Consider the following 16,810-nt stretch of genomic DNA (forward strand, 5'->3'; position numbering starts at 1 on the left):
AAACAGCATATGAAACACGTAGCCCGCAAACGCTTTGGCCAGAACTTCCTGCATGACCGCTTCGTCCTGGACGACATCACGGCCGCCATCGCGCCGCAAGCAGACGATGCCATGGTCGAGATCGGCCCTGGCCTGGGCGCCATGACGGAACAGTTGCTGCGCCACTTGAAGCAGATGCATGTGGTCGAGCTGGACCGCGACCTGATCGTGCGCCTGGAAAAGACGTTCAATCCAGCCAAGCTGACCATCCACTCGGGCGATGCGCTGAAATTCGACTTTGCGAAAATTCCCGTGCCGGCCGGCCAAAAGCTGCGCATCGTGGGTAACTTGCCATATAACATCTCCAGCCCGCTGCTGTTCCACCTGGCGGAGTTTGCGCCGCTGGTACTGGACCAGCATTTCATGCTGCAAAAGGAAGTGGTCGAACGCATGGTCGCCGAACCGGGCAGCAAGGCCTATGGCCGCTTGTCGGTGATGCTGCAATGGCGCTACAACATGTCGCTGCTGTTCATCGTGCCGCCGACCGCCTTCGATCCGCCGCCGAAAGTGGAATCGGCCATCGTGCGCATGATTCCTGTGGCCAAGCGTTTGCCATGCGACCAGGAAACCCTGGAAGCGGTGGTGATGAAAGCGTTTTCGCAGCGCCGCAAGGTGATCCGCAATTGCCTGGCAGGTATGTTTACGGAAGAGCAGATCATCGCTGCCGGCATCGATCCTACCCTGCGTCCGGAAACCGTGAGCCTGGAGCAGTATGTCGCGCTGGCCAATCTGCTCAAAGCACCAGTTGCCGATTAAAACCAGTGGTCGACTTGCTGTAAATCTTGCCGCAACGCTGAAAAACAGTCGTCCACATGGTGGTTGCGGCTGATTTCATTGCGCCGCATCAGGGCGATCTTGCGCTTGCAAGTGGGTTGGCGCAGCGGTGCCACGTGCAAGTCTTCGTCGTTGAGAAAGGTGGTGTACAGGCTGGGCATGATGCCGACCGCGATGCCGGCGCGCACCACGCCGTACAGCGATTCGCTGTGCACCATCTGATACAGGGTGGTGGGGTTTAAACCATGCTGGTGCAGGGCGCTGGAAGCGAATTCCCAGATACTGCCCTTGGTAAACACCACGATTTCCTGGCCCGCCAGTTGCTCCCAGCGTATTTCCTTCAGGGAAGCGAGCGCATGGCGGCCGGCCGTGACCAGCACCAGCTCGTCTTCGAACAGGCCCACCGTTTCCAGTGATGCCGAGCCCGGCACTTCGATGCCCACGCAAAAGTCCAGCTGGCCCGAGTGCAGCGCATGCAGCAAACCATCGTTGGGCATGTCCGACAGGACGATTTCCACTTCATCGCCATGCTGTTCGTTATAGCGGGCTACCACCACGGCCGTCATCGCCATGGCGGAAGGAATCGCGCCGATGCGGATACGGTGCCGCCCGCTACCGATGGCGCGCTGGATATCGGCAAAGGTATTGCTGGCCGTATTGAGCAAATGCGTGGTGTAGTCCAGCGCCAGCTTGCCTTCGCGCGTCAATTCCAGCTGGTGAGTTGTGCGATTAAACAACTTCTTTCCCAGCTGATTTTCCAACAGTTTGATCGATGCGCTCAGCGCCGGCTGGGTCACGCACAATTCTTGTGCAGCCTTGCTAAAGCTGTTTACACGGGCCAGCGTGGAAAAAGCTTGCAAATGTCGCAATGAGATTTTCTTGCTCAGTTCATGCATGCGTTTTGCTTATTAAAAAAAGTAATGGATTTATAAAAATAAACAAATTTTCTTATCCCGCAATTTACCATATTCTGGACTGGTCTTTACTTATCATGAAAGCAACAAATTTCAGATCAGTACTTGAAATGCGGTGCCGTCACCGTCGGCATCCGCGGATTCAAGCGACGTAATCATAAAAATCACAAGAACTCAAAAAAATTCAGCGGATAAACTCTCAAGGGCGGCGGCGATGAACAAATGGATGACTGGAACGATGGTGTTGGGTGGCTTGCTGGCGGCGCAAGCTGCAGCGCAGGCGCAAGAGCAAAGCAGTGTGCAAGTGTATGGTTTGCTGTCGGCCGGTATCGGCTACACCTCGGATGAAGGCGGCCATGCCTTGACGCATGCCATCAGCGGCAGCAACCAGAATCCCCGCATCGGTTTTCGCGGCCAGGAAGACCTGGGTGACGGTTTGAAAGCTTTATTTGTGCTGGAAAACGGTTTCAATGTGATGACAGGCACTTCCGCGCAAAGCGGCCGCCTGTTTGGCCGCCAGTCGTATGTCGGCTTGTCGAGCGTCGACAAGGGTACTTTGACCCTGGGCCGCCAGTATGAAGCCGTCAAGGATTACCTGGGCCCGGTGGTGATCGCCAGTAACGGCGTGCATATCGGCGACAACGACAATGGCTATAACAATCTGCGCGTGCAGAACGCCATCAAGTATGTCAGCCCGACCATCCGCAACCTGTCGTTCACGGGCCTGTATGGCTATAGCGAAAATGCAGAGAATTCCAGCCAGAACCGGGCCTACAGTGTGGGTACCGGCTACAAAGTCGATGACTTCAGCTGGGCCCTGGCCTACACCAAATTTGACTACCCGAATAATCCCGCTGCACCGGATGGCGCACTGGGCAACGATTACGCCAGCCCCCTGCTGATTTTCAACAAGAGCGCACTGAAGGGCGCGGCCGGCGTACGCAGCCAGGCGATCGCCGGCACGGGAGGCTTTTATAATGTGGGCAGGACCAAGTTTGGCTTGCTGTACACCAATGTACGCTACCACTACCTGGACCAGAGCAGTCTGACCTTGCAAAACGTGGACTTGAACATGAACCACAAGCTGACGGAAGCGCTGAACCTGGGCGCCTCGTATTTCTTTACCACCGGTAAATACGATGTGATCAACAAGTCGCCGAAATGGCATCAGGTTAACTTCCAGGCCGACTACTTCCTCTCCAAGCGCACGGACGTGGCCGTCACCTGGAGTTATCAGAAGGCGGCCGGCGACGCCACGTTTGCGCGCGTGTTCGGTTTCGGCGCATCACAAGGCAAGACGCAGAGTGTGTTGATTGTCGGCATGCGACATTATTTCTGATATCGAATCATCTTTACAGGCGCTGTCTTGTAGCGCCGCCCCTTGAAAGGACGCACCTTGAAAAAGCAACTTTTGCTGGCCTTGAGCCTCGGCCTGCTGGCCCATGCCGCCCACGCGGAAAAACGCGAGCTGGTCATTTCGGCCTATCCGATTGCCCAGCCCTTGTTCATGAAATATGTGTACGAGCCGTTCAAGGCCAAGTGCGGTTGCGAAATCAAGGTGGAAACGGGTAATAACGCCGACCGCATCGCCAAACTGGTTGCTCACCGTAACAACCCGGTGATCGACCTGGTGCTGCTGTCCGATTCCGGCATGCTGGAAGCGGCGCAAAAGGGGCTGATCCAGCCCATGGAATACAGCAAGCTGAGCAACTACGGCCAGTTGTACGATGTGGCGAAAAACCCGATCGGCGGCAATTTCGCCGTCGGCTACACCCTGTATTCGGTGGGCCTGGTGTACCGCAGCGACAAGATCGCGCCGCTGACCTCGTGGAAAGACCTGTGGCGCCCTGAACTGAAAGGCCGCGTAGCCTTCCCTGACGTGAGCACCACGCAAGGTCCGCTGATGCTGCGCATGGCCGACGCGGCCTGGGGCGGCAAGACCGACGACTACGCCACCGGCTTTGCCAAGATCGCCGGCATGAAGGGCAATGTCGTGACGTTCTCGAAAAACAGCGCGCAGCTGGCAGCGCTGTTCGCGCAAGATGAAATCTGGGCCGCACCGGTGGCCCGTTTCACCTGGTCGCAAATGCTCAAGACGGGCTTGCCCCTGAAATGGGCAATTCCCGCCGAAGGCCAGGCGGCCGGCATGAACGTGATGGGCATCGTCGCCAAATCGAAGAATGCGGACCTGGCTTACCAGCTGATGGATTTCTGGCTGTCCAAGGAAGTGCAGACCCAGCTGGCGACCAACCTGGTCGACTCGCCCGTCAACAAGGAAGTGCGTTTGTCGGTGGCGGCGGCGCAATTCAATACCTATGGTCCCGATCAAATCAGCTCGCTCAAGTTCGTCAAGCCTGACGTCATCCTGAAACAGCGTTCGAACTGGATGGAGAAGTGGAACAAGGCCATGAGCAAGTAGTGGTGACGAAGAGAGAACCGCATGTTTGCTGATCCTAAAAAACGCCTGGGCCTGTTGCTGGTCCTGCCAGCGCTGATCTTTATCGTCGTCTGCTTCCTGCTGCCGGTGCTGGCGCTGCTGGTCGACGCCTTCCGTGTCGGCGACGGCATGCAGTGGGGCTTCGACCGTTTCATCGCCTTCTTTTCGGAAGAGTTTAACCGCACCATCTTTTGGCGTACCCTGCGCATCGCCGCCATGGTGACCATTGCGTCGGTGATCCTCGGCTACCCGGCCGCGCAGGCGATCGCCAAGGTCACGCCGCGCTGGCGCGGCATGGTGGTCGGCATGATGATCTTGCCGCTGATGGTCTCGCCGATTGCCCGTACCTACGCCTGGATCGTGCTGCTGGGCCGTAACGGCGCCGTCAATGCTGCCCTGGTCAGCATGGGCTTTACCGACGAGCCTTTGCGTCTGCTGTTCAGCGAATTTGCCGTGTTTGTCGGCTTGCTGCAATTGCTGCTGCCGCTGATGCTGATGTCGCTCTCGGGCGCGCTGGAAAACCTGCCGCGCGACGTGGAACCGGCTGCCGCCACCCTGGGCGCCAATCCCTGGCAAGTGTTTTGCAAAGTCACCCTGCCGCTGACGCAGGAAGGCCTGGTGGTCGGTGGCACGCTGGTATTTACGGGTTGCGTCACGGCCTATGTCACGCCAGCCCTGCTGGGTGGCACCAAGGTGCTGATGCTCGAAACCCTGCTGTATCAAAAGGTCAGCGTGGAGAGCGACTTTGGCGCCGCCAATGTGATCGCCGTCATCCTGGTTTGCATGACCCTGCTGGTGAATGCGGTCCTCAAACGTATCTCGTCTAGCCGGAGTTCTGTATGAAGCAAAGTCTGTTATCGCGTTTGATGCTGTGGCTGGTATTCCTGTTCCTGCTGGGGCCATTCGCCATCGTGGTGCTGGCCGGTTTTTCCGGCGGCGAAACCATGGTGTTTCCGCCGCCCTCGTATTCGCTGCGCTGGATCTTTGAAGTGTGGGCTGCGCCAGACTTCCGCCGCGCCTTCCAGACCAGCCTGGAAATCGGCCTGATCGCCACCGTGGTGGCGCTGGCGCTGGGCATTCCCGTGGCGTATGCGTTTTCGCGCATGCCGCCACCGGGCATCGGTGTGATCCGCCAGGTCTTGACGTCGCCGCTGATCATTCCCGCCATCCTGGTTGGCCTGGGTTTGTTGAATCACCTGGTGCTGACGATTAATGCGCCCGTGTATCTGGGTCTGCTGATCGGCCATATCGCGCTCTTGATACCGTATGCGGTGCGGGTGGTGTATGCCAGCCTGGTCAATCTGCGCGTCGATATCGAAGATGCGGCCATCACCCTGGGCGCGTCGCGTTTGCGCACCTTCGCCATGATCGTGCTGCCGAATATCCGCAACGCCGTGATCGCGGCCTTCTTCCTGGCCTTTGTCACCTCGTTCAACCAGGTGCCTGTCTCGCTGTTCCTGACGGGCCCTGGCATCAGCACCTTGCCGATCGAGATGCTGGGCCATATGGAAAACAGCTTCGATCCATCGATCGCCGCCATCTCCACCTTGCTGGTGCTGTTCACCATGGCCTTCGTGCTGGTGACCGAGAAGGTGCTGGGCATTTCAAAATACATGTAAGGACACCATGAGTTATCTGGAACTGCACAAGCTGAACCTCGGCTACGCAAAGAACACCACCTCGGTGAAAGACCTGGACCTGAAAGTGGAGCAGGGCGAACTGATCTCGCTGCTGGGCCCCAGCGGCTGCGGCAAGACCACCACCATGCGCGCGATTGCCGGCCTGATGCCGCTGCAGTCGGGCAGCATCGTGTTGAATGGCCGCGACATCGGCAAGCTGCCGCCCAACAAGCGCAATATCGGCATGGTGTTCCAGTCGTATGCACTGTTCCCGCACCTGAATGTGTATGACAACGTGGCTTTCGGTTTGCGCTTGCGCAAGGTCGCTCCCGCCGAACTGAAGACCCGTGTCGAAGCGGTGATCGCGGCCGTGGGCCTGGCCGGTTTCGAGACGCGCCTGCCGGCGCAGATGTCCGGCGGCCAGCAGCAGCGCGTGGCGCTGGCGCGCGCCATCGTGGTCGAACCGGCCTTGCTGCTGCTCGATGAACCGCTGTCGAACCTGGACGCCAAGCTGCGCGTGCAGATGCGCGCCGAACTGCGCCGCATCCAGCGCGAACTGGGCATCACCATGCTGTACGTGACGCATGACCAGGAAGAAGCGCTGGCGCTGTCGGACCGTATCGTGGTCATGAATGGCGGGCGCATCGAGCAGCTAGACGTGCCGGAAGCGGTGTTCAATACGCCATCGTCGCGTTTCGTGGCCAACTTCATGGGCGTGGAAAACCTGTTCGATTACCGCAACGGCGCGCTATGCCACGGCGATACGCGCATGGCCTACACGGCGCCAGTGGCGTCCGGCACCACGGTACTGGGCTGGCGTCCGGACAAGGTACGCGTCTGCGCCGCCGACGATGCGGCTGGCCAGTATCCGGGCACGGTGCTGGCGCGCGGCTTCCTGGGCGATACGGTGGAATACCTGCTCGATACGCCACTGGGCCACGTCAAGGGCATCAGCACCGCCGCCAGTGCTGCCTGGCGCGAAGGCACGGCGGTCAGCTTCGCGCTGCCTGCTGACAGTGCCCTGTGCCTGCAAGCTTGATCTTCTTTTGATGCGACTGGACACTCCATGGACAAGACCCTGAAAAAGATATGGCTCGATACCGATCCCGGTTTTGACGACTGGCTGACGATGCTGCTATTGGGTAGCAATCCCGATATCGAATGGCTGGGCGTGAGCGTGGCGACTGGTAATGCACCGGTCGACATCACCTACGACAATGCCTTGCGCATCAAGGCCAATGACGGTTTGACGGTGCCCATGTACCGCGGTTGCGAGCAGCCGCTGGTGGGCGAGATCGAAACGGCGCAGCGCATCCTGGGCGACACGGGCATGCCGACCACCGGCACGCCCTTGCCGCCCGGCGCGGCCGGCGATGCGCCTGGCCATGCCGTCGATGCCCTGATCGATGCCGTGCGTGCGCATCCTGGCCAGATCACGATACTGGCGATTGCACCGATGACCAATCTGGCGACGGCGCTGTCCAAGGCGCCGGATATCGCCGGCAAGATCGTGGAAATCATTTTGATGGGCGGCTCGACCGACCAGGGCAATCACACGGCCGCCGCCGAATTCAATATTTATTCCGACCCGGAAGCGGCGGCACAAGTCTTCCAGGCCGGTATCCCGCTGCGCATGTTTGGCTTGAATTTGTGCCGCCAGCTGCTGGTGACCAACGTGGAAGTGGCGCGCCTGCGTACTATCGGCACGCCGCGCGCCCTGACCCTGGCTGGCTACCTGGAAGCCTATGTGCGCATCCGTAGCGCCGACGGTTCCGTGCCCATGCCCATGTATGACCCGGTGGTGGCCCTGTACCTGGAAGCGCCGCAGCTGTTCCAGTTCCAGCCTGCCCATGTGGCCGTCGAATTGAAGGGCGAACTGACGCGTGGCATGACGGTGTGCGAATTCCGCGTGCCGCGCCGCGCACCGATCAACACGCAGGTGGCGATGCTGGCCGATGGGCCGCAAGCCATCGAGCGATTGATGCGCCGCCTGACGGCAGTTTTGCTGTGATCCTGCTGTAAGCCCTCTACTCTTAACGAATCGAGTTTCATGAGCACCGACATCTTGCCTGCTTCCTCCCTGACCACTGCCTTGACCATTGAGCAGTTTGTCCACGCCATGCCCAAGGTGGAGCTGCATTGCCACCTGTTCGGCACGGTACGCCAGGCTACTTTCCGCGCGCTGGCCGCGAAGAGCGGCAATGTCGTCACGCCCGAGGAAATCGACGCCTTTTATACGCGCGGCGATAAACCGGTGGGCGTGCTGCGCGTGCTGCGCGCGCTCGATGCACACCTGATCATTTCGCCATCCGACCTGTATTGCCTGGCCTATGAATACCTGGAAGACGCGCACAGCCACAACGTGCGTTATGCCGAGTTTTTCTGGAACCCGACCGGCACCGTGCGCGTGTCGGGAATCCGCTACGAGTCGGCGCAAGACGCCATCGTGGCCGCCATCCGCGATGCGCAGCGCGATTTCGGCGTCATCGGCCGCTTGATCCCCAGCATAGACCGTGAAGCCAGCCCTGCTGAGGCAGTGCAGATGGTGGAATGGATGAAGGCCTACCGCGCACCGGAAGTGATCGGCATCGGCATCGATTACCGTGAAAACGACCGGCCGCCGGAACTGTTCGCCGAGGCCTACCGCCTGGCGCGCGAAGCCGGTTTCAAATGCACGGCGCACGCGGGTGAATTCGGCATGCCGTGGATGAATGTGGAAACAGCGGTCGACCTGTTGCAGGTGGATCGGGTCGACCATGGCTACACCATCGTCGACAATGCCGCGCTGGCGCAGCGCTGCGTGGAACAGGACCTGATCTTCACGGTCGTGCCCACCAATTCCTATTATCTGCGCACCCTGGCGCCGGAGCGCTGGGCGCTCGATCACCCGATCCGCACCATGGCCAGGCTGGGCCTGCGTCTGCATCCGAATTCGGATGATCCCACCCTGCACCATGTGACGCCGACGGGCGCCTGGCTGATGATGCGCGAATTCGGTTTCGGCCTGGACGATATGCGCGGCTTTATGCTCAATGGCCTCGATGCGGCCTGGATCGATGACAGCATGCGGCGCGACTGGAAAGTGGAATTTACGCGACAGTTCGATGTGCTGCGTGCGCGGGTCGCCGAATAATCAATCCTCTTCAGGCCGATGGCGGCGGTGGTGCCAGCAGCAGCGATGGAAACGCCCGCTGCGGGCACGCCTGCCGCTCGCACACCTTGCAGCCCGTGCCGATCGGCGTGGCGCCAGCCGGGTCGTGCAAATCGAGTCCCTTCGAATAAATCAGCCGGTGCGCCTGCGAGATATCGCAGCCCAGCGCCACCGCGAAGGTCTTGCCCGGCGCCCGGAAACCCGGTGATGCCGTACTGACCTGGCGCGCGATCCACAGATGGGTGCAGCCGTCCGGCATGCTGGCCACTTGCGTCAGCACCTGGCCCGGATGGCTGAAGGCGTCGTAGACGATCCACAGCGGACAGGTGCCGCCCACTCTTGAAAAGTGAAAGTCGGTGGCCGACTGGCGTTTCGAAACATTGCCCGCGCGGTCCACGCGCACGAAGAAGAACGGTAGCCCGGCCGCGTCGGGGCGCTGCATGGTGCTCAGGCGGTGGCACACGGCTTCAAACCCCACGCCAAACTGGTGCGCCAGGCGTTCGATATCGTAGGCGCGGCTTTCGGCCGCCTGCAAGAAGCGCTGATAGGGCATCAGCAAGGCGCCTGCAAAATAATTCGACAAGGCCAGGCGTGCGCTCGTTTGCGCGCCCGCGCCCGAAAAACCGGCCGCCAGCACCAGACCATCGATCAGGGCACTGTGTTCCAGCAAGCTGATTTGCGCCGCCATCTGGAAGGCGCGCTGGCCGCCCGTCAAGGTGTCGGGCAGCCACAAGATATGCTGCTGGGCATCGTAGCGGTGCTTGCGCACCATGCCCGCATCGCCATCGGATAATTGCACGCGGATGCCGTGGCGTTCCAGCAAACGGGTTTGCAGCGCATCGTGGGTGCGCTGGCCGCCAGGCAGCTCTTCGGCCACGGCTTCGGCTGCCCGGTCCAGTTCATCGATATAGTTTTGCCGTCGGTTCAGGTATTCGCGCACCTCTTCGTCGGTGGATGGCGCGGCCGAACTGGCGCCCCGGCTGCCATCGTCCAGGCGCGCGGCCAGGGTGTCGGCCCGCTCGGCCATGACCCGGTAGCGGCGCTGCAATAGCAGGATCGAGCGGGCCAGCTCGGGCATGTTTTCCACCAGCATCTTCAGTTCCGCCATCGAGGTGGGCGGCGCGTCGGGCAATTCGCCAAACACGTCGCGCACGTCGGCCACCAGGCTTGCGCTGTCGTGCTCCGAGAAGATCTGTGGATCGACCCCCAGCACGCTGCCGATGCGCAGCAAGATGGGCACCGTCAGCGGGCGCTGGTTGCGTTCCATCTGGTTCAGATAGCTGGGCGATATACCCAGGGCCTTGGCCAGCGCCACCTGCGTCATGCGCCGCTCTTCGCGCAGCCGCTGCAGGCGCACGCCCATGAAAACCTTTGCCATCGCTGTCTCTCTTCCTCGGCTTGTGGAATCTGCAAATTTACAATATTTGCAGATTAACAGATTCAGCTTTGCATTATCTCGCATTTTCACGCCTTGTTCGCACGGGGGAATGTGCGAATAATGCAAACAGACCTATCCTTAAAATCAGGAGACACCGAGTGACTACGCAAAACAATATCCCTACCGTTCCCTTATTGATCAATGGCGAGTGGGTGGAATCCAAAACCACCGTCTGGCGCGATGTCGTCAACCCGGCCACCCAGGAAGTGTTGGCCCATGTGCCGTTCGCCACGCCCGATGAAGTCAATGCCGCTATCGGTGCTGCCCAGCGCGCCTTTAAAACCTGGCGCAAGACGCCGATTGGCGCGCGCGCCCGCATCTTTTTGAAGTTGCAACAACTGATACGCGAAAACATGGCCGACCTGGCCGCGACCCTGACCATGGAACAGGGCAAGACCTTGCTCGACGCGGAAGGCGATGTGTTCCGCGGCCTGGAAGTGGTGGAGCATGCAGCCAATATCGGCACCCTGCAAATGGGCGAGTTTGCGCAAAACGTGGCCGGTGGCGTCGATACCTACAGCGTGCTGCAGCCGCTGGGCGTGTGCGCCGGCATTACGCCGTTCAATTTCCCGGCCATGATCCCGCTGTGGATGTTCCCGATGGCGATTGCCTGCGGTAACACCTTCGTGCTGAAACCCTCCGAGCAAGATCCGCTGGTGACGGAAAAGCTGGTGCGCCTGGCGATTGAGGCAGGCATTCCTGCGGGCGTGCTGAACGTGATCCACGGCGGCGAAGACGTGGTCAACGCCCTGTGCGACCATCCGGACATCAAGGCGATTTCGTTTGTCGGCTCCAGCAAGGTGGGCACGCATGTCTACCAGCGCGCCAGCCTGAACGGCAAGCGTGCGCAATGCATGATGGGCGCCAAGAACCACGCCGTGGTCTTGCCAGATGCCAACAAGGAACAAACCCTGAACCAGTTGCTGGGCGCCGGTTTTGGCGCGGCTGGCCAGCGCTGCATGGCCGCCTCGGTGGCCGTGCTGGTAGGCGAAGCACGCGACTGGTTGCCGGAACTGGCCGCCAAGGCGCAAACCCTGACGGTGGGCGCGGGCAAGGATAACCCGGACCTGGGCCCCGTGATTTCCTGCGCGGCGAAAGAGCGCGTATTTAGCCTGATCGCCAAGGGCGTGGAGCAGGGCGCGACCTTGACCCTCGATGGCCGCGACGTGAAAGTGGCGGGCTATCCGAACGGTAACTTCGTCGGCCCCACCATTCTGTCTGGCGTGAAACCGGGCATGGCCGTGTATGACCAGGAAATCTTTGGCCCTGTGCTGATCGTGGTCGAAGTCGATACCCTCGATGAAGCAATTGCCCTCGTCAACGCGAATCCGAACGGCAATGGCACGGCGCTGTTTACGCAAAGCGGCGCAGCAGCGCGCTACTTCCAGGAAGAAATTGACGTGGGCCAGGTGGGCATCAACGTGCCTATCCCCGTGCCGGTTCCCCTGTTCAGCTTTACCGGTTCGCGCGGTTCGAAACTGGGCGACCTGGGCCCGTTCGGCAAACAAGTCGTGCTGTTTTACACGCAAACGCAAACGGTCACGCAGCGATGGTTTACGGATGCGGCTTCGGTGGGCAAGGTCAATACCACCATCAGCCTCAAGTAAGGAGTTGCAACATGGACTTTGAACTGAGCGACGATCAGCGCGAGTTCCAGCAGGCGGCGCGCGCGTTTGCCGAAGGCGAGCTGGCGCCCCACGCGGCGCACTGGGATGCAGAGTCGATTTTCCCGGTGGAAACGATTGCCAAGGCGGGCGAGATGGGCTTTTGCGGCCTGTACACGCCGCAGCGCTGGGGCGGCCTGGGCTTGTCGCGCCAGGATGCGGCCATTGTCTTTGAAGAGCTGGCCGGTGGTTGCACCTCGACCACGGCCTACATCACCATCCACAATATGGCCACCTGGATGCTGTCGCGCTGGGGCCAGGAAGCCCTGTGCGACGAGTGGGTGCCAGCCCTGGCGGCGGGCCAGAAACTGGCCAGTTATTGCCTGACGGAACCGCAATCGGGGTCAGACGCGGCTTCGCTACGCACCAAAGCCGTCAAGGATGGTGACTTTTATGTACTGGACGGTACGAAAGCCTTTATTTCCGGTGCGGGCCAGACCGATATGCTGATCGTCATGGCACGCACGGGCGGCGAGGGCGCGGCTGGTATTTCCGCGTTTGCCGTGCCGGCCAACTTGCCCGGTATTGTGTATGGCAAGAAAGAAGAAAAGATGGGCTGGAATAGCCAGCCCACGCGCATCATCAGTTTTGACCAAGTGAAAGTGCCGGCGGCCAATCTGCTGGGCGCGGAAGGCGAGGGCTTTGTCATTGCCATGAAGGGCATCGATGGCGGCCGCATCAATATCGCCACGTGCTCGGTGGGAACGGCCCAGGCTGCCTTGACGCGGGCGCAAGCCTATATGAAGGAGCGCACCCAGTTCGGCCGCGAGCTGGCCCAGTTCCAGGCCTTGCAATTCAAGCTGGCCGACATGTTGACGGAACTGGTGGCGGCGCGCCAGATCGTGCGCCTGGCGGCCTGGAAGCTGGATCAGGAAAGCCCGGACGCCACCGCGTATTGCGCCATGGCCAAGCGTTTCGCCACTGACGTCGGTTTCAATGTGGCCAACGATGCGCTGCAATTGCACGGTGGCTACGGCTATATCCGCGAGTATCCGCTGGAGCGCCATGTGCGCGACACGCGCGTACATCAAATTCTGGAAGGGACCAATGAAATCATGCGCCTGATCGTCGCGCGAGCGATCTTGAAAGACGGCGCCACGGAGACCTTACGATGACTAAAACTTATAGCAATCTGCTGCTGGAGCGGCGCGAACACACGGCCCTCGTCACGCTGGACAATCCACCGGCCCACACCTGGACACTGGCCAGCCTGCGTGCCCTGAAGGAACTGGTCACTGACCTGAACGCGGACCCGGACGTGTATGCGCTGGTGATCACGGGCGGTGGTGCCAAGTTTTTCTCGGCCGGCGCCGACCTGAAAGTCTTCGCCGACGGCGACAAAACCATGGCCTTTGACATGGCGGCCGCGTTTGGCGAGGCCTTCGAGGCGCTGTCCGCGTTTCGTGGCGTCAGCATTGCCGCCATCAATGGTTATGCCATGGGCGGCGGTCTGGAATGCGCACTCGCTTGCGATATCCGTATTGCCGAAGAGCATGCGCAAATGGCCTTGCCGGAAGCGTCCGTCGGCTTGCTGCCCTGCGCGGGCGGCACGCAAAACCTGGCCTGGCTGGTGGGCGAAGGCTGGGCCAAGCGCATGATCTTGTGCGGCGAGCGTGTCGATGCGGCCAAAGCCCTGTCCATCGGCCTGGTCGAAGAAGTGGTGGCCACCGGCCAGGGCTTGACGGCCGCGCTGGCGCTGGCGGCCAAGGTGGCGCGCCAGAGTCCTGGCAGCGTGACGGCGTGCAAGACCCTGATCCAGGGCGCGCGCAGCAAACCGCTGGCGCAATCCTTGCCCGATGAACGCACTTTGTTCCTGGGCCTGTTCGATACGCAAGACCAGAAAGAGGGCGTATTGGCTTTCCTGGAAAAACGCCAGGCGGAGTGGACCAATGGTTGAGATCGTGAATAAACCCGTGCTTGATACCGTCAAGATTGAAGAACGCAACTGTCCCGGCGGCATGAAATTGGGCGTGATCACGCTCGATGCGCCGAAGTCCTTGCATGCCTTGAACCTGGACATGATACGGGCCATCGATGGCGCGCTCGTGCGCTGGGCCAACGATGAGGCTATCGCTTGCGTGGTGTTGCAATCGTCCACCGACAAGGCCTTTTGCGCGGGCGGCGACGTACGCAGCCTGCGTGCAGCGGTGGTGGAACAGCCGGGCGTGGTGCCCAATCCGCTGGCGCTGGCCTTCTTCGAGGAAGAATACCGGCTCGACCACCGCATCCATACCTATGCCAAACCGCTGCTGGTATGGGGCGGCGGCATCGTCATGGGGGGCGGCCTGGGTTTGATGGCGGGCGCCAGCCATCGCGTGGTGACGGAAAGCACGCGCATCGCCATGCCTGAAATTACGATTGGCCTGTTCCCCGATGTGGGCGGCAGCTGGTTCCTGGGCCGCATGCCAGGGCGCAGCGGCTTGTTCCTGGGCTTGACGGGCGCTCCCATGAATGCGGCCGACGCCCTGTTTGCGGGGCTCGGTGATTATTTCCTGCAACAGGAAGAGCGGGCCATGGTGCTCGAAGCGCTGATCCTGGCCCAGTGGCAAGCCTCGCCGCAGGAAAATCACCAGCAGCTCGACCGTTTGCTGCGGGGTTTCTCGGCGCCAGCCTCTTTGCTACCGGTGTCGGAAGTGCGTGCCAACTTCGATACGATTGCCGCATTGACGCAAGCGCCGACCTTGCCGGAAGTGGTGGCCGCGATTGCTGCCTACGATGGCGATGTGGCCTGGCTGCAAAAGGCCGCCCACTCGCTGGCCAAGGGCGCGCCCACGTCGGCCGCGCTGGTGTGGGCCATGCGCGAGCGCACGCGGCACCTGAGCCTGGCGCAAGTATTCCAGCTGGAATTGATCGTGGCCGTGCAATGCTGCGCCCATGCCGATTTTGCGGAAGGCGTGCGCGCCTTGCTGATCGACAAGGACAACGCGCCTGTATGGTTGCCGGCCAGCCTGGACGGCATCAGTGAGAAGTATCTGGACGAATATTTTGCCGCGCCGTGGACACAGCATCCACTGAACGACCTACATTAAAAGAACAGAGGAGAGTTAACGATGCAACATATCGCATTTATCGGCTTGGGCAATATGGGCGCACCGATGGCCCGCAACCTGGTGGCTGCCGGCTTCCATGTTTCCGTGTTCGACCTGGCGCCGGCCGCCGTGGCGGCGCTGGTGGAGGCGGGCGCCACCGCTGCCGCGTCCGCCAGTGCGGCCGTGCAGACGGCCGACGCCGTCATTACCATGCTGCCAGCCAACAAGCACGTGCAAGAGCTGTACCTGGCCGAAGGCGGTATCCTTGATAGCGCCAGGCCCGGGACTTTATTGATCGATTGCAGCACCATCGCTGCCGATGTGGCGCGCCAGGTGTCGGACGCGGCCGCCAAGCGGGGCTTTGCCATGATCGATGCGCCCGTGTCGGGTGGCACGGCGGGCGCGGCGGCCGGCACCCTGACGTTTATCGTCGGTGGCACGGAAGCAGCCTTGCAGCAGGCGCGGCCTTTGCTGGAAAAAATGGGTAAAAACATTTTTCATGCGGGCGAGGCCGGTGCGGGGCAGGTAGCTAAAATTTGCAACAACATGCTGTTGGGAATTTTGATGGCGGGCACGGCCGAGGCTTTGAACCTGGGCGTGGCGCATGGCCTCGATCCGAAAGTTTTGTCCGATATCATGGCCAAGAGCTCGGGCCGCAACTGGACGCTGGAAGTGTACAACCCGTGGCCCGGCGTGATGGATGGTACGCCCGCCTCGCGCAATTACAGCGGCGGCTTCGGCACGGCGCTGATGCTGAAAGACCTGGGGCTGGCCCAGCAGTCGGCCCTGTCGGCGGGTGCCGCGACACCCTTGGGCGGCCTGGTGCGCCAGCTGTATCAGATGCATGCCCAGTCCGGTTATGCACAGCAAGACTTTTCCAGTATCGTGCAAATGCTCAAACCCGATCTGGACAAACCAGTCTGAGCACGGTAAAGCAGACAGGCAAAAAAAAGCCCGCTGGTGAAAGCGGGCTAAATCCAATTCTTGGAAGAGTTGGAGGAGACAGATGCATTATGTTGCATTGCCACATATAACTCCAATTTATCTTCCAAATAACAGTTATCGATATTGGTGATATAACGGGCAGCATGCACATGCTGCCCGTCGTGCTTGCCACCTTATTTGCTACATTATGCCGGGTTGCAGGCGACCTTGACGGAAGTGACTGCTGCTGCACCCATGATGCCCACGCCGCTGGACAAGCCGGTCGTTGGATCAGGCAATACCGAACAGGCCAGGCCGGTCGGATTGGCGGTAACGCTGATGCCGAACGCCCGGCCATCAGGCACGGCCGTCGGCATGGTAAAGGCCAACGGGTCGGCTGCCGTATTTTTCGTCAGTGTCAGGATATCGCTGCCGTTGGACAGCTGAAGGCCGTCGACCGTCAGGCCTGTCACCGTGCCGCCCACCGTATAGACATTTTGCTGGCAGCTGACGCTGGCCTGGATGCTGACGTAATGGCCAGCCGTATCCGAACCGCCAACGACGGTGCAATTCATGTGCGCCGGCGGTGTTTGCACCACGATGTTATAGGACGCGCCGTAATCGATCTTGTTGGCAAAAGTGAAGGTGGTGGCGCCAGCGGGCACGCTGAGCGTATCGGCGCCGTTGGCCAGCACCAGGCCGCTATTGTTCAAGCCGATGATGGTGCCGCTGACATCGTAGGTGGCTTTGCCGCCGCAAGCCGCGAGGCCGACGGTAATGAGCAGCGCAAGCAGCGGGCGCAAGCAAGATGACTTCATGTA

The 16,810-nt window shown here is 60.7% G+C and carries 16 protein-coding genes; 13 read left to right on the plus strand and 3 right to left on the minus strand.

From position 1 onward, the window contains the following. Nucleotides 1-9 precede the first annotated feature (9 nt). Nucleotides 10-795: a 16S rRNA (adenine(1518)-N(6)/adenine(1519)-N(6))-dimethyltransferase RsmA gene (gene rsmA / locus HDE75_RS23385; protein WP_183681375.1), complete on the plus strand. Its 786-nt coding sequence runs from the start codon at nucleotides 10-12 to the stop codon at nucleotides 793-795. On the opposite strand, the gene HDE75_RS23390 is transcribed toward rsmA, so the two are convergent. Beyond that, nucleotides 792-1,709, minus strand: coding sequence for a LysR family transcriptional regulator (locus HDE75_RS23390; protein ID WP_183681372.1), 918 nt, complete (start codon nucleotides 1,707-1,709; stop codon nucleotides 792-794). The genes rsmA and HDE75_RS23390 overlap by 4 nt on opposite strands. 232 nt (nucleotides 1,710-1,941) lie before the next feature. Between HDE75_RS23390 and HDE75_RS23395 the strand changes: the two genes are divergently transcribed. Genes HDE75_RS23395 through HDE75_RS23425 form a run of 7 tightly spaced genes read left to right on the plus strand, consistent with a single transcriptional unit; the run spans nucleotide 1,942 to nucleotide 8,916 of the window. Beyond that, nucleotides 1,942-3,066 carry a porin gene (locus tag HDE75_RS23395; RefSeq protein ID WP_260178641.1) on the plus strand — a complete coding sequence of 375 codons (1,125 nt, stop codon included), beginning with the start codon at nucleotides 1,942-1,944 and terminating at the stop codon, nucleotides 3,064-3,066. A 57-nt stretch (nucleotides 3,067-3,123) separates the two neighbouring features. Beyond that, a complete protein-coding gene (locus tag HDE75_RS23400; RefSeq protein WP_260174307.1) occupies nucleotides 3,124-4,146 on the plus strand; it encodes an ABC transporter substrate-binding protein in 1,023 nt (340 codons plus the stop codon). A gap of 21 nt (nucleotides 4,147-4,167) precedes the next feature. Continuing rightward, nucleotides 4,168-5,007 carry an ABC transporter permease gene (locus HDE75_RS23405; RefSeq protein WP_183681366.1) on the plus strand — a complete coding sequence of 280 codons (840 nt, stop codon included), beginning with the start codon at nucleotides 4,168-4,170 and terminating at the stop codon, nucleotides 5,005-5,007. Beyond that, nucleotides 5,004-5,783, plus strand: coding sequence for an ABC transporter permease (locus tag HDE75_RS23410; protein ID WP_183681364.1), 780 nt, complete (start codon nucleotides 5,004-5,006; stop codon nucleotides 5,781-5,783). The genes HDE75_RS23405 and HDE75_RS23410 overlap by 4 nt, the downstream gene beginning before the upstream one ends. Before the next feature lie 7 nt (nucleotides 5,784-5,790). Beyond that, on the plus strand, nucleotides 5,791-6,822 hold the full coding sequence (locus tag HDE75_RS23415; protein ID WP_183681361.1) for an ABC transporter ATP-binding protein: 1,032 nt from the start codon (nucleotides 5,791-5,793) through the stop codon (nucleotides 6,820-6,822). 27 nt (nucleotides 6,823-6,849) lie between these two features. Then, on the plus strand, nucleotides 6,850-7,794 hold the full coding sequence (locus tag HDE75_RS23420) for a nucleoside hydrolase (protein WP_260174306.1): 945 nt from the start codon (nucleotides 6,850-6,852) through the stop codon (nucleotides 7,792-7,794). 39 nt (nucleotides 7,795-7,833) lie between these two features. Beyond that, nucleotides 7,834-8,916 (plus strand): adenosine deaminase family protein, encoded by a 1,083-nt coding sequence (locus tag HDE75_RS23425; protein WP_183681358.1) that lies wholly within the window; start codon nucleotides 7,834-7,836, stop codon nucleotides 8,914-8,916. A gap of 10 nt (nucleotides 8,917-8,926) precedes the next feature. On the opposite strand, the gene HDE75_RS23430 is transcribed toward HDE75_RS23425, so the two are convergent. After that, the gene (locus tag HDE75_RS23430) at nucleotides 8,927-10,312 is read right to left on the minus strand and encodes a short-chain fatty acyl-CoA regulator family protein (RefSeq protein WP_183681355.1); all 1,386 of its coding nucleotides are present in this window, start codon (nucleotides 10,310-10,312) and stop codon (nucleotides 8,927-8,929) included. A gap of 158 nt (nucleotides 10,313-10,470) precedes the next feature. Between HDE75_RS23430 and HDE75_RS23435 the strand changes: the two genes are divergently transcribed. The 5 genes from HDE75_RS23435 to mmsB are packed head-to-tail and all read left to right on the plus strand — an operon-like array spanning nucleotide 10,471 to nucleotide 15,989. Continuing rightward, nucleotides 10,471-11,979, plus strand: a complete 1,509-nt coding sequence (locus tag HDE75_RS23435) for a CoA-acylating methylmalonate-semialdehyde dehydrogenase (protein ID WP_183681352.1) — start codon at nucleotides 10,471-10,473, stop codon at nucleotides 11,977-11,979. An 11-nt stretch (nucleotides 11,980-11,990) separates the two neighbouring features. After that, on the plus strand, nucleotides 11,991-13,151 hold the full coding sequence (locus HDE75_RS23440) for an acyl-CoA dehydrogenase family protein (RefSeq protein WP_183681349.1): 1,161 nt from the start codon (nucleotides 11,991-11,993) through the stop codon (nucleotides 13,149-13,151). Continuing rightward, the gene (locus tag HDE75_RS23445; RefSeq protein WP_183681346.1) at nucleotides 13,148-13,933 is read left to right on the plus strand and encodes an enoyl-CoA hydratase; all 786 of its coding nucleotides are present in this window, start codon (nucleotides 13,148-13,150) and stop codon (nucleotides 13,931-13,933) included. Before HDE75_RS23440 ends, HDE75_RS23445 begins: the two co-directional genes overlap by 4 nt. Beyond that, complete coding sequence (locus HDE75_RS23450; protein WP_260174305.1) at nucleotides 13,926-15,065, plus strand: enoyl-CoA hydratase/isomerase family protein; 1,140 nt, start codon at nucleotides 13,926-13,928, stop codon at nucleotides 15,063-15,065. Before HDE75_RS23445 ends, HDE75_RS23450 begins: the two co-directional genes overlap by 8 nt. Nucleotides 15,066-15,086: 21 nt before the next feature. Then, entirely contained in the window at nucleotides 15,087-15,989 is a 903-nt protein-coding gene (gene mmsB, locus HDE75_RS23455) for a 3-hydroxyisobutyrate dehydrogenase (RefSeq protein ID WP_183681343.1), read from the plus strand. Between the two features lie 206 nt (nucleotides 15,990-16,195). On the opposite strand, the gene HDE75_RS23460 is transcribed toward mmsB, so the two are convergent. Beyond that, nucleotides 16,196-16,807 carry a hypothetical protein gene (locus HDE75_RS23460; protein ID WP_183681340.1) on the minus strand — a complete coding sequence of 204 codons (612 nt, stop codon included), beginning with the start codon at nucleotides 16,805-16,807 and terminating at the stop codon, nucleotides 16,196-16,198. Nucleotides 16,808-16,810 lie beyond the last annotated feature (3 nt).

The sequence above is a fragment of the Janthinobacterium silvisoli genome (assembly GCF_014200725.1).
GTDB lineage: Bacteria > Pseudomonadota > Gammaproteobacteria > Burkholderiales > Burkholderiaceae_D > Janthinobacterium.

Coding starts and splice junctions, on each gene's coding strand:
- rsmA (WP_183681375.1), top strand. CDS start 10: ATGAAACACGTAGCCCGCAAACGCTTTGGCCAGAACTTCCTGCATGAC.
- HDE75_RS23390 (WP_183681372.1), bottom strand. CDS start 1,709: ATGCATGAACTGAGCAAGAAAATCTCATTGCGACATTTGCAAGCTTTT.
- HDE75_RS23395 (WP_260178641.1), top strand. CDS start 1,942: ATGAACAAATGGATGACTGGAACGATGGTGTTGGGTGGCTTGCTGGCG.
- HDE75_RS23405 (WP_183681366.1), top strand. CDS start 4,168: ATGTTTGCTGATCCTAAAAAACGCCTGGGCCTGTTGCTGGTCCTGCCA.
- HDE75_RS23410 (WP_183681364.1), top strand. CDS start 5,004: ATGAAGCAAAGTCTGTTATCGCGTTTGATGCTGTGGCTGGTATTCCTG.
- HDE75_RS23415 (WP_183681361.1), top strand. CDS start 5,791: ATGAGTTATCTGGAACTGCACAAGCTGAACCTCGGCTACGCAAAGAAC.
- HDE75_RS23420 (WP_260174306.1), top strand. CDS start 6,850: ATGGACAAGACCCTGAAAAAGATATGGCTCGATACCGATCCCGGTTTT.
- HDE75_RS23425 (WP_183681358.1), top strand. CDS start 7,834: ATGAGCACCGACATCTTGCCTGCTTCCTCCCTGACCACTGCCTTGACC.
- HDE75_RS23430 (WP_183681355.1), bottom strand. CDS start 10,312: ATGGCAAAGGTTTTCATGGGCGTGCGCCTGCAGCGGCTGCGCGAAGAG.
- HDE75_RS23440 (WP_183681349.1), top strand. CDS start 11,991: ATGGACTTTGAACTGAGCGACGATCAGCGCGAGTTCCAGCAGGCGGCG.
- HDE75_RS23445 (WP_183681346.1), top strand. CDS start 13,148: ATGACTAAAACTTATAGCAATCTGCTGCTGGAGCGGCGCGAACACACG.
- HDE75_RS23450 (WP_260174305.1), top strand. CDS start 13,926: ATGGTTGAGATCGTGAATAAACCCGTGCTTGATACCGTCAAGATTGAA.
- mmsB (WP_183681343.1), top strand. CDS start 15,087: ATGCAACATATCGCATTTATCGGCTTGGGCAATATGGGCGCACCGATG.
- HDE75_RS23460 (WP_183681340.1), bottom strand. CDS start 16,807: ATGAAGTCATCTTGCTTGCGCCCGCTGCTTGCGCTGCTCATTACCGTC.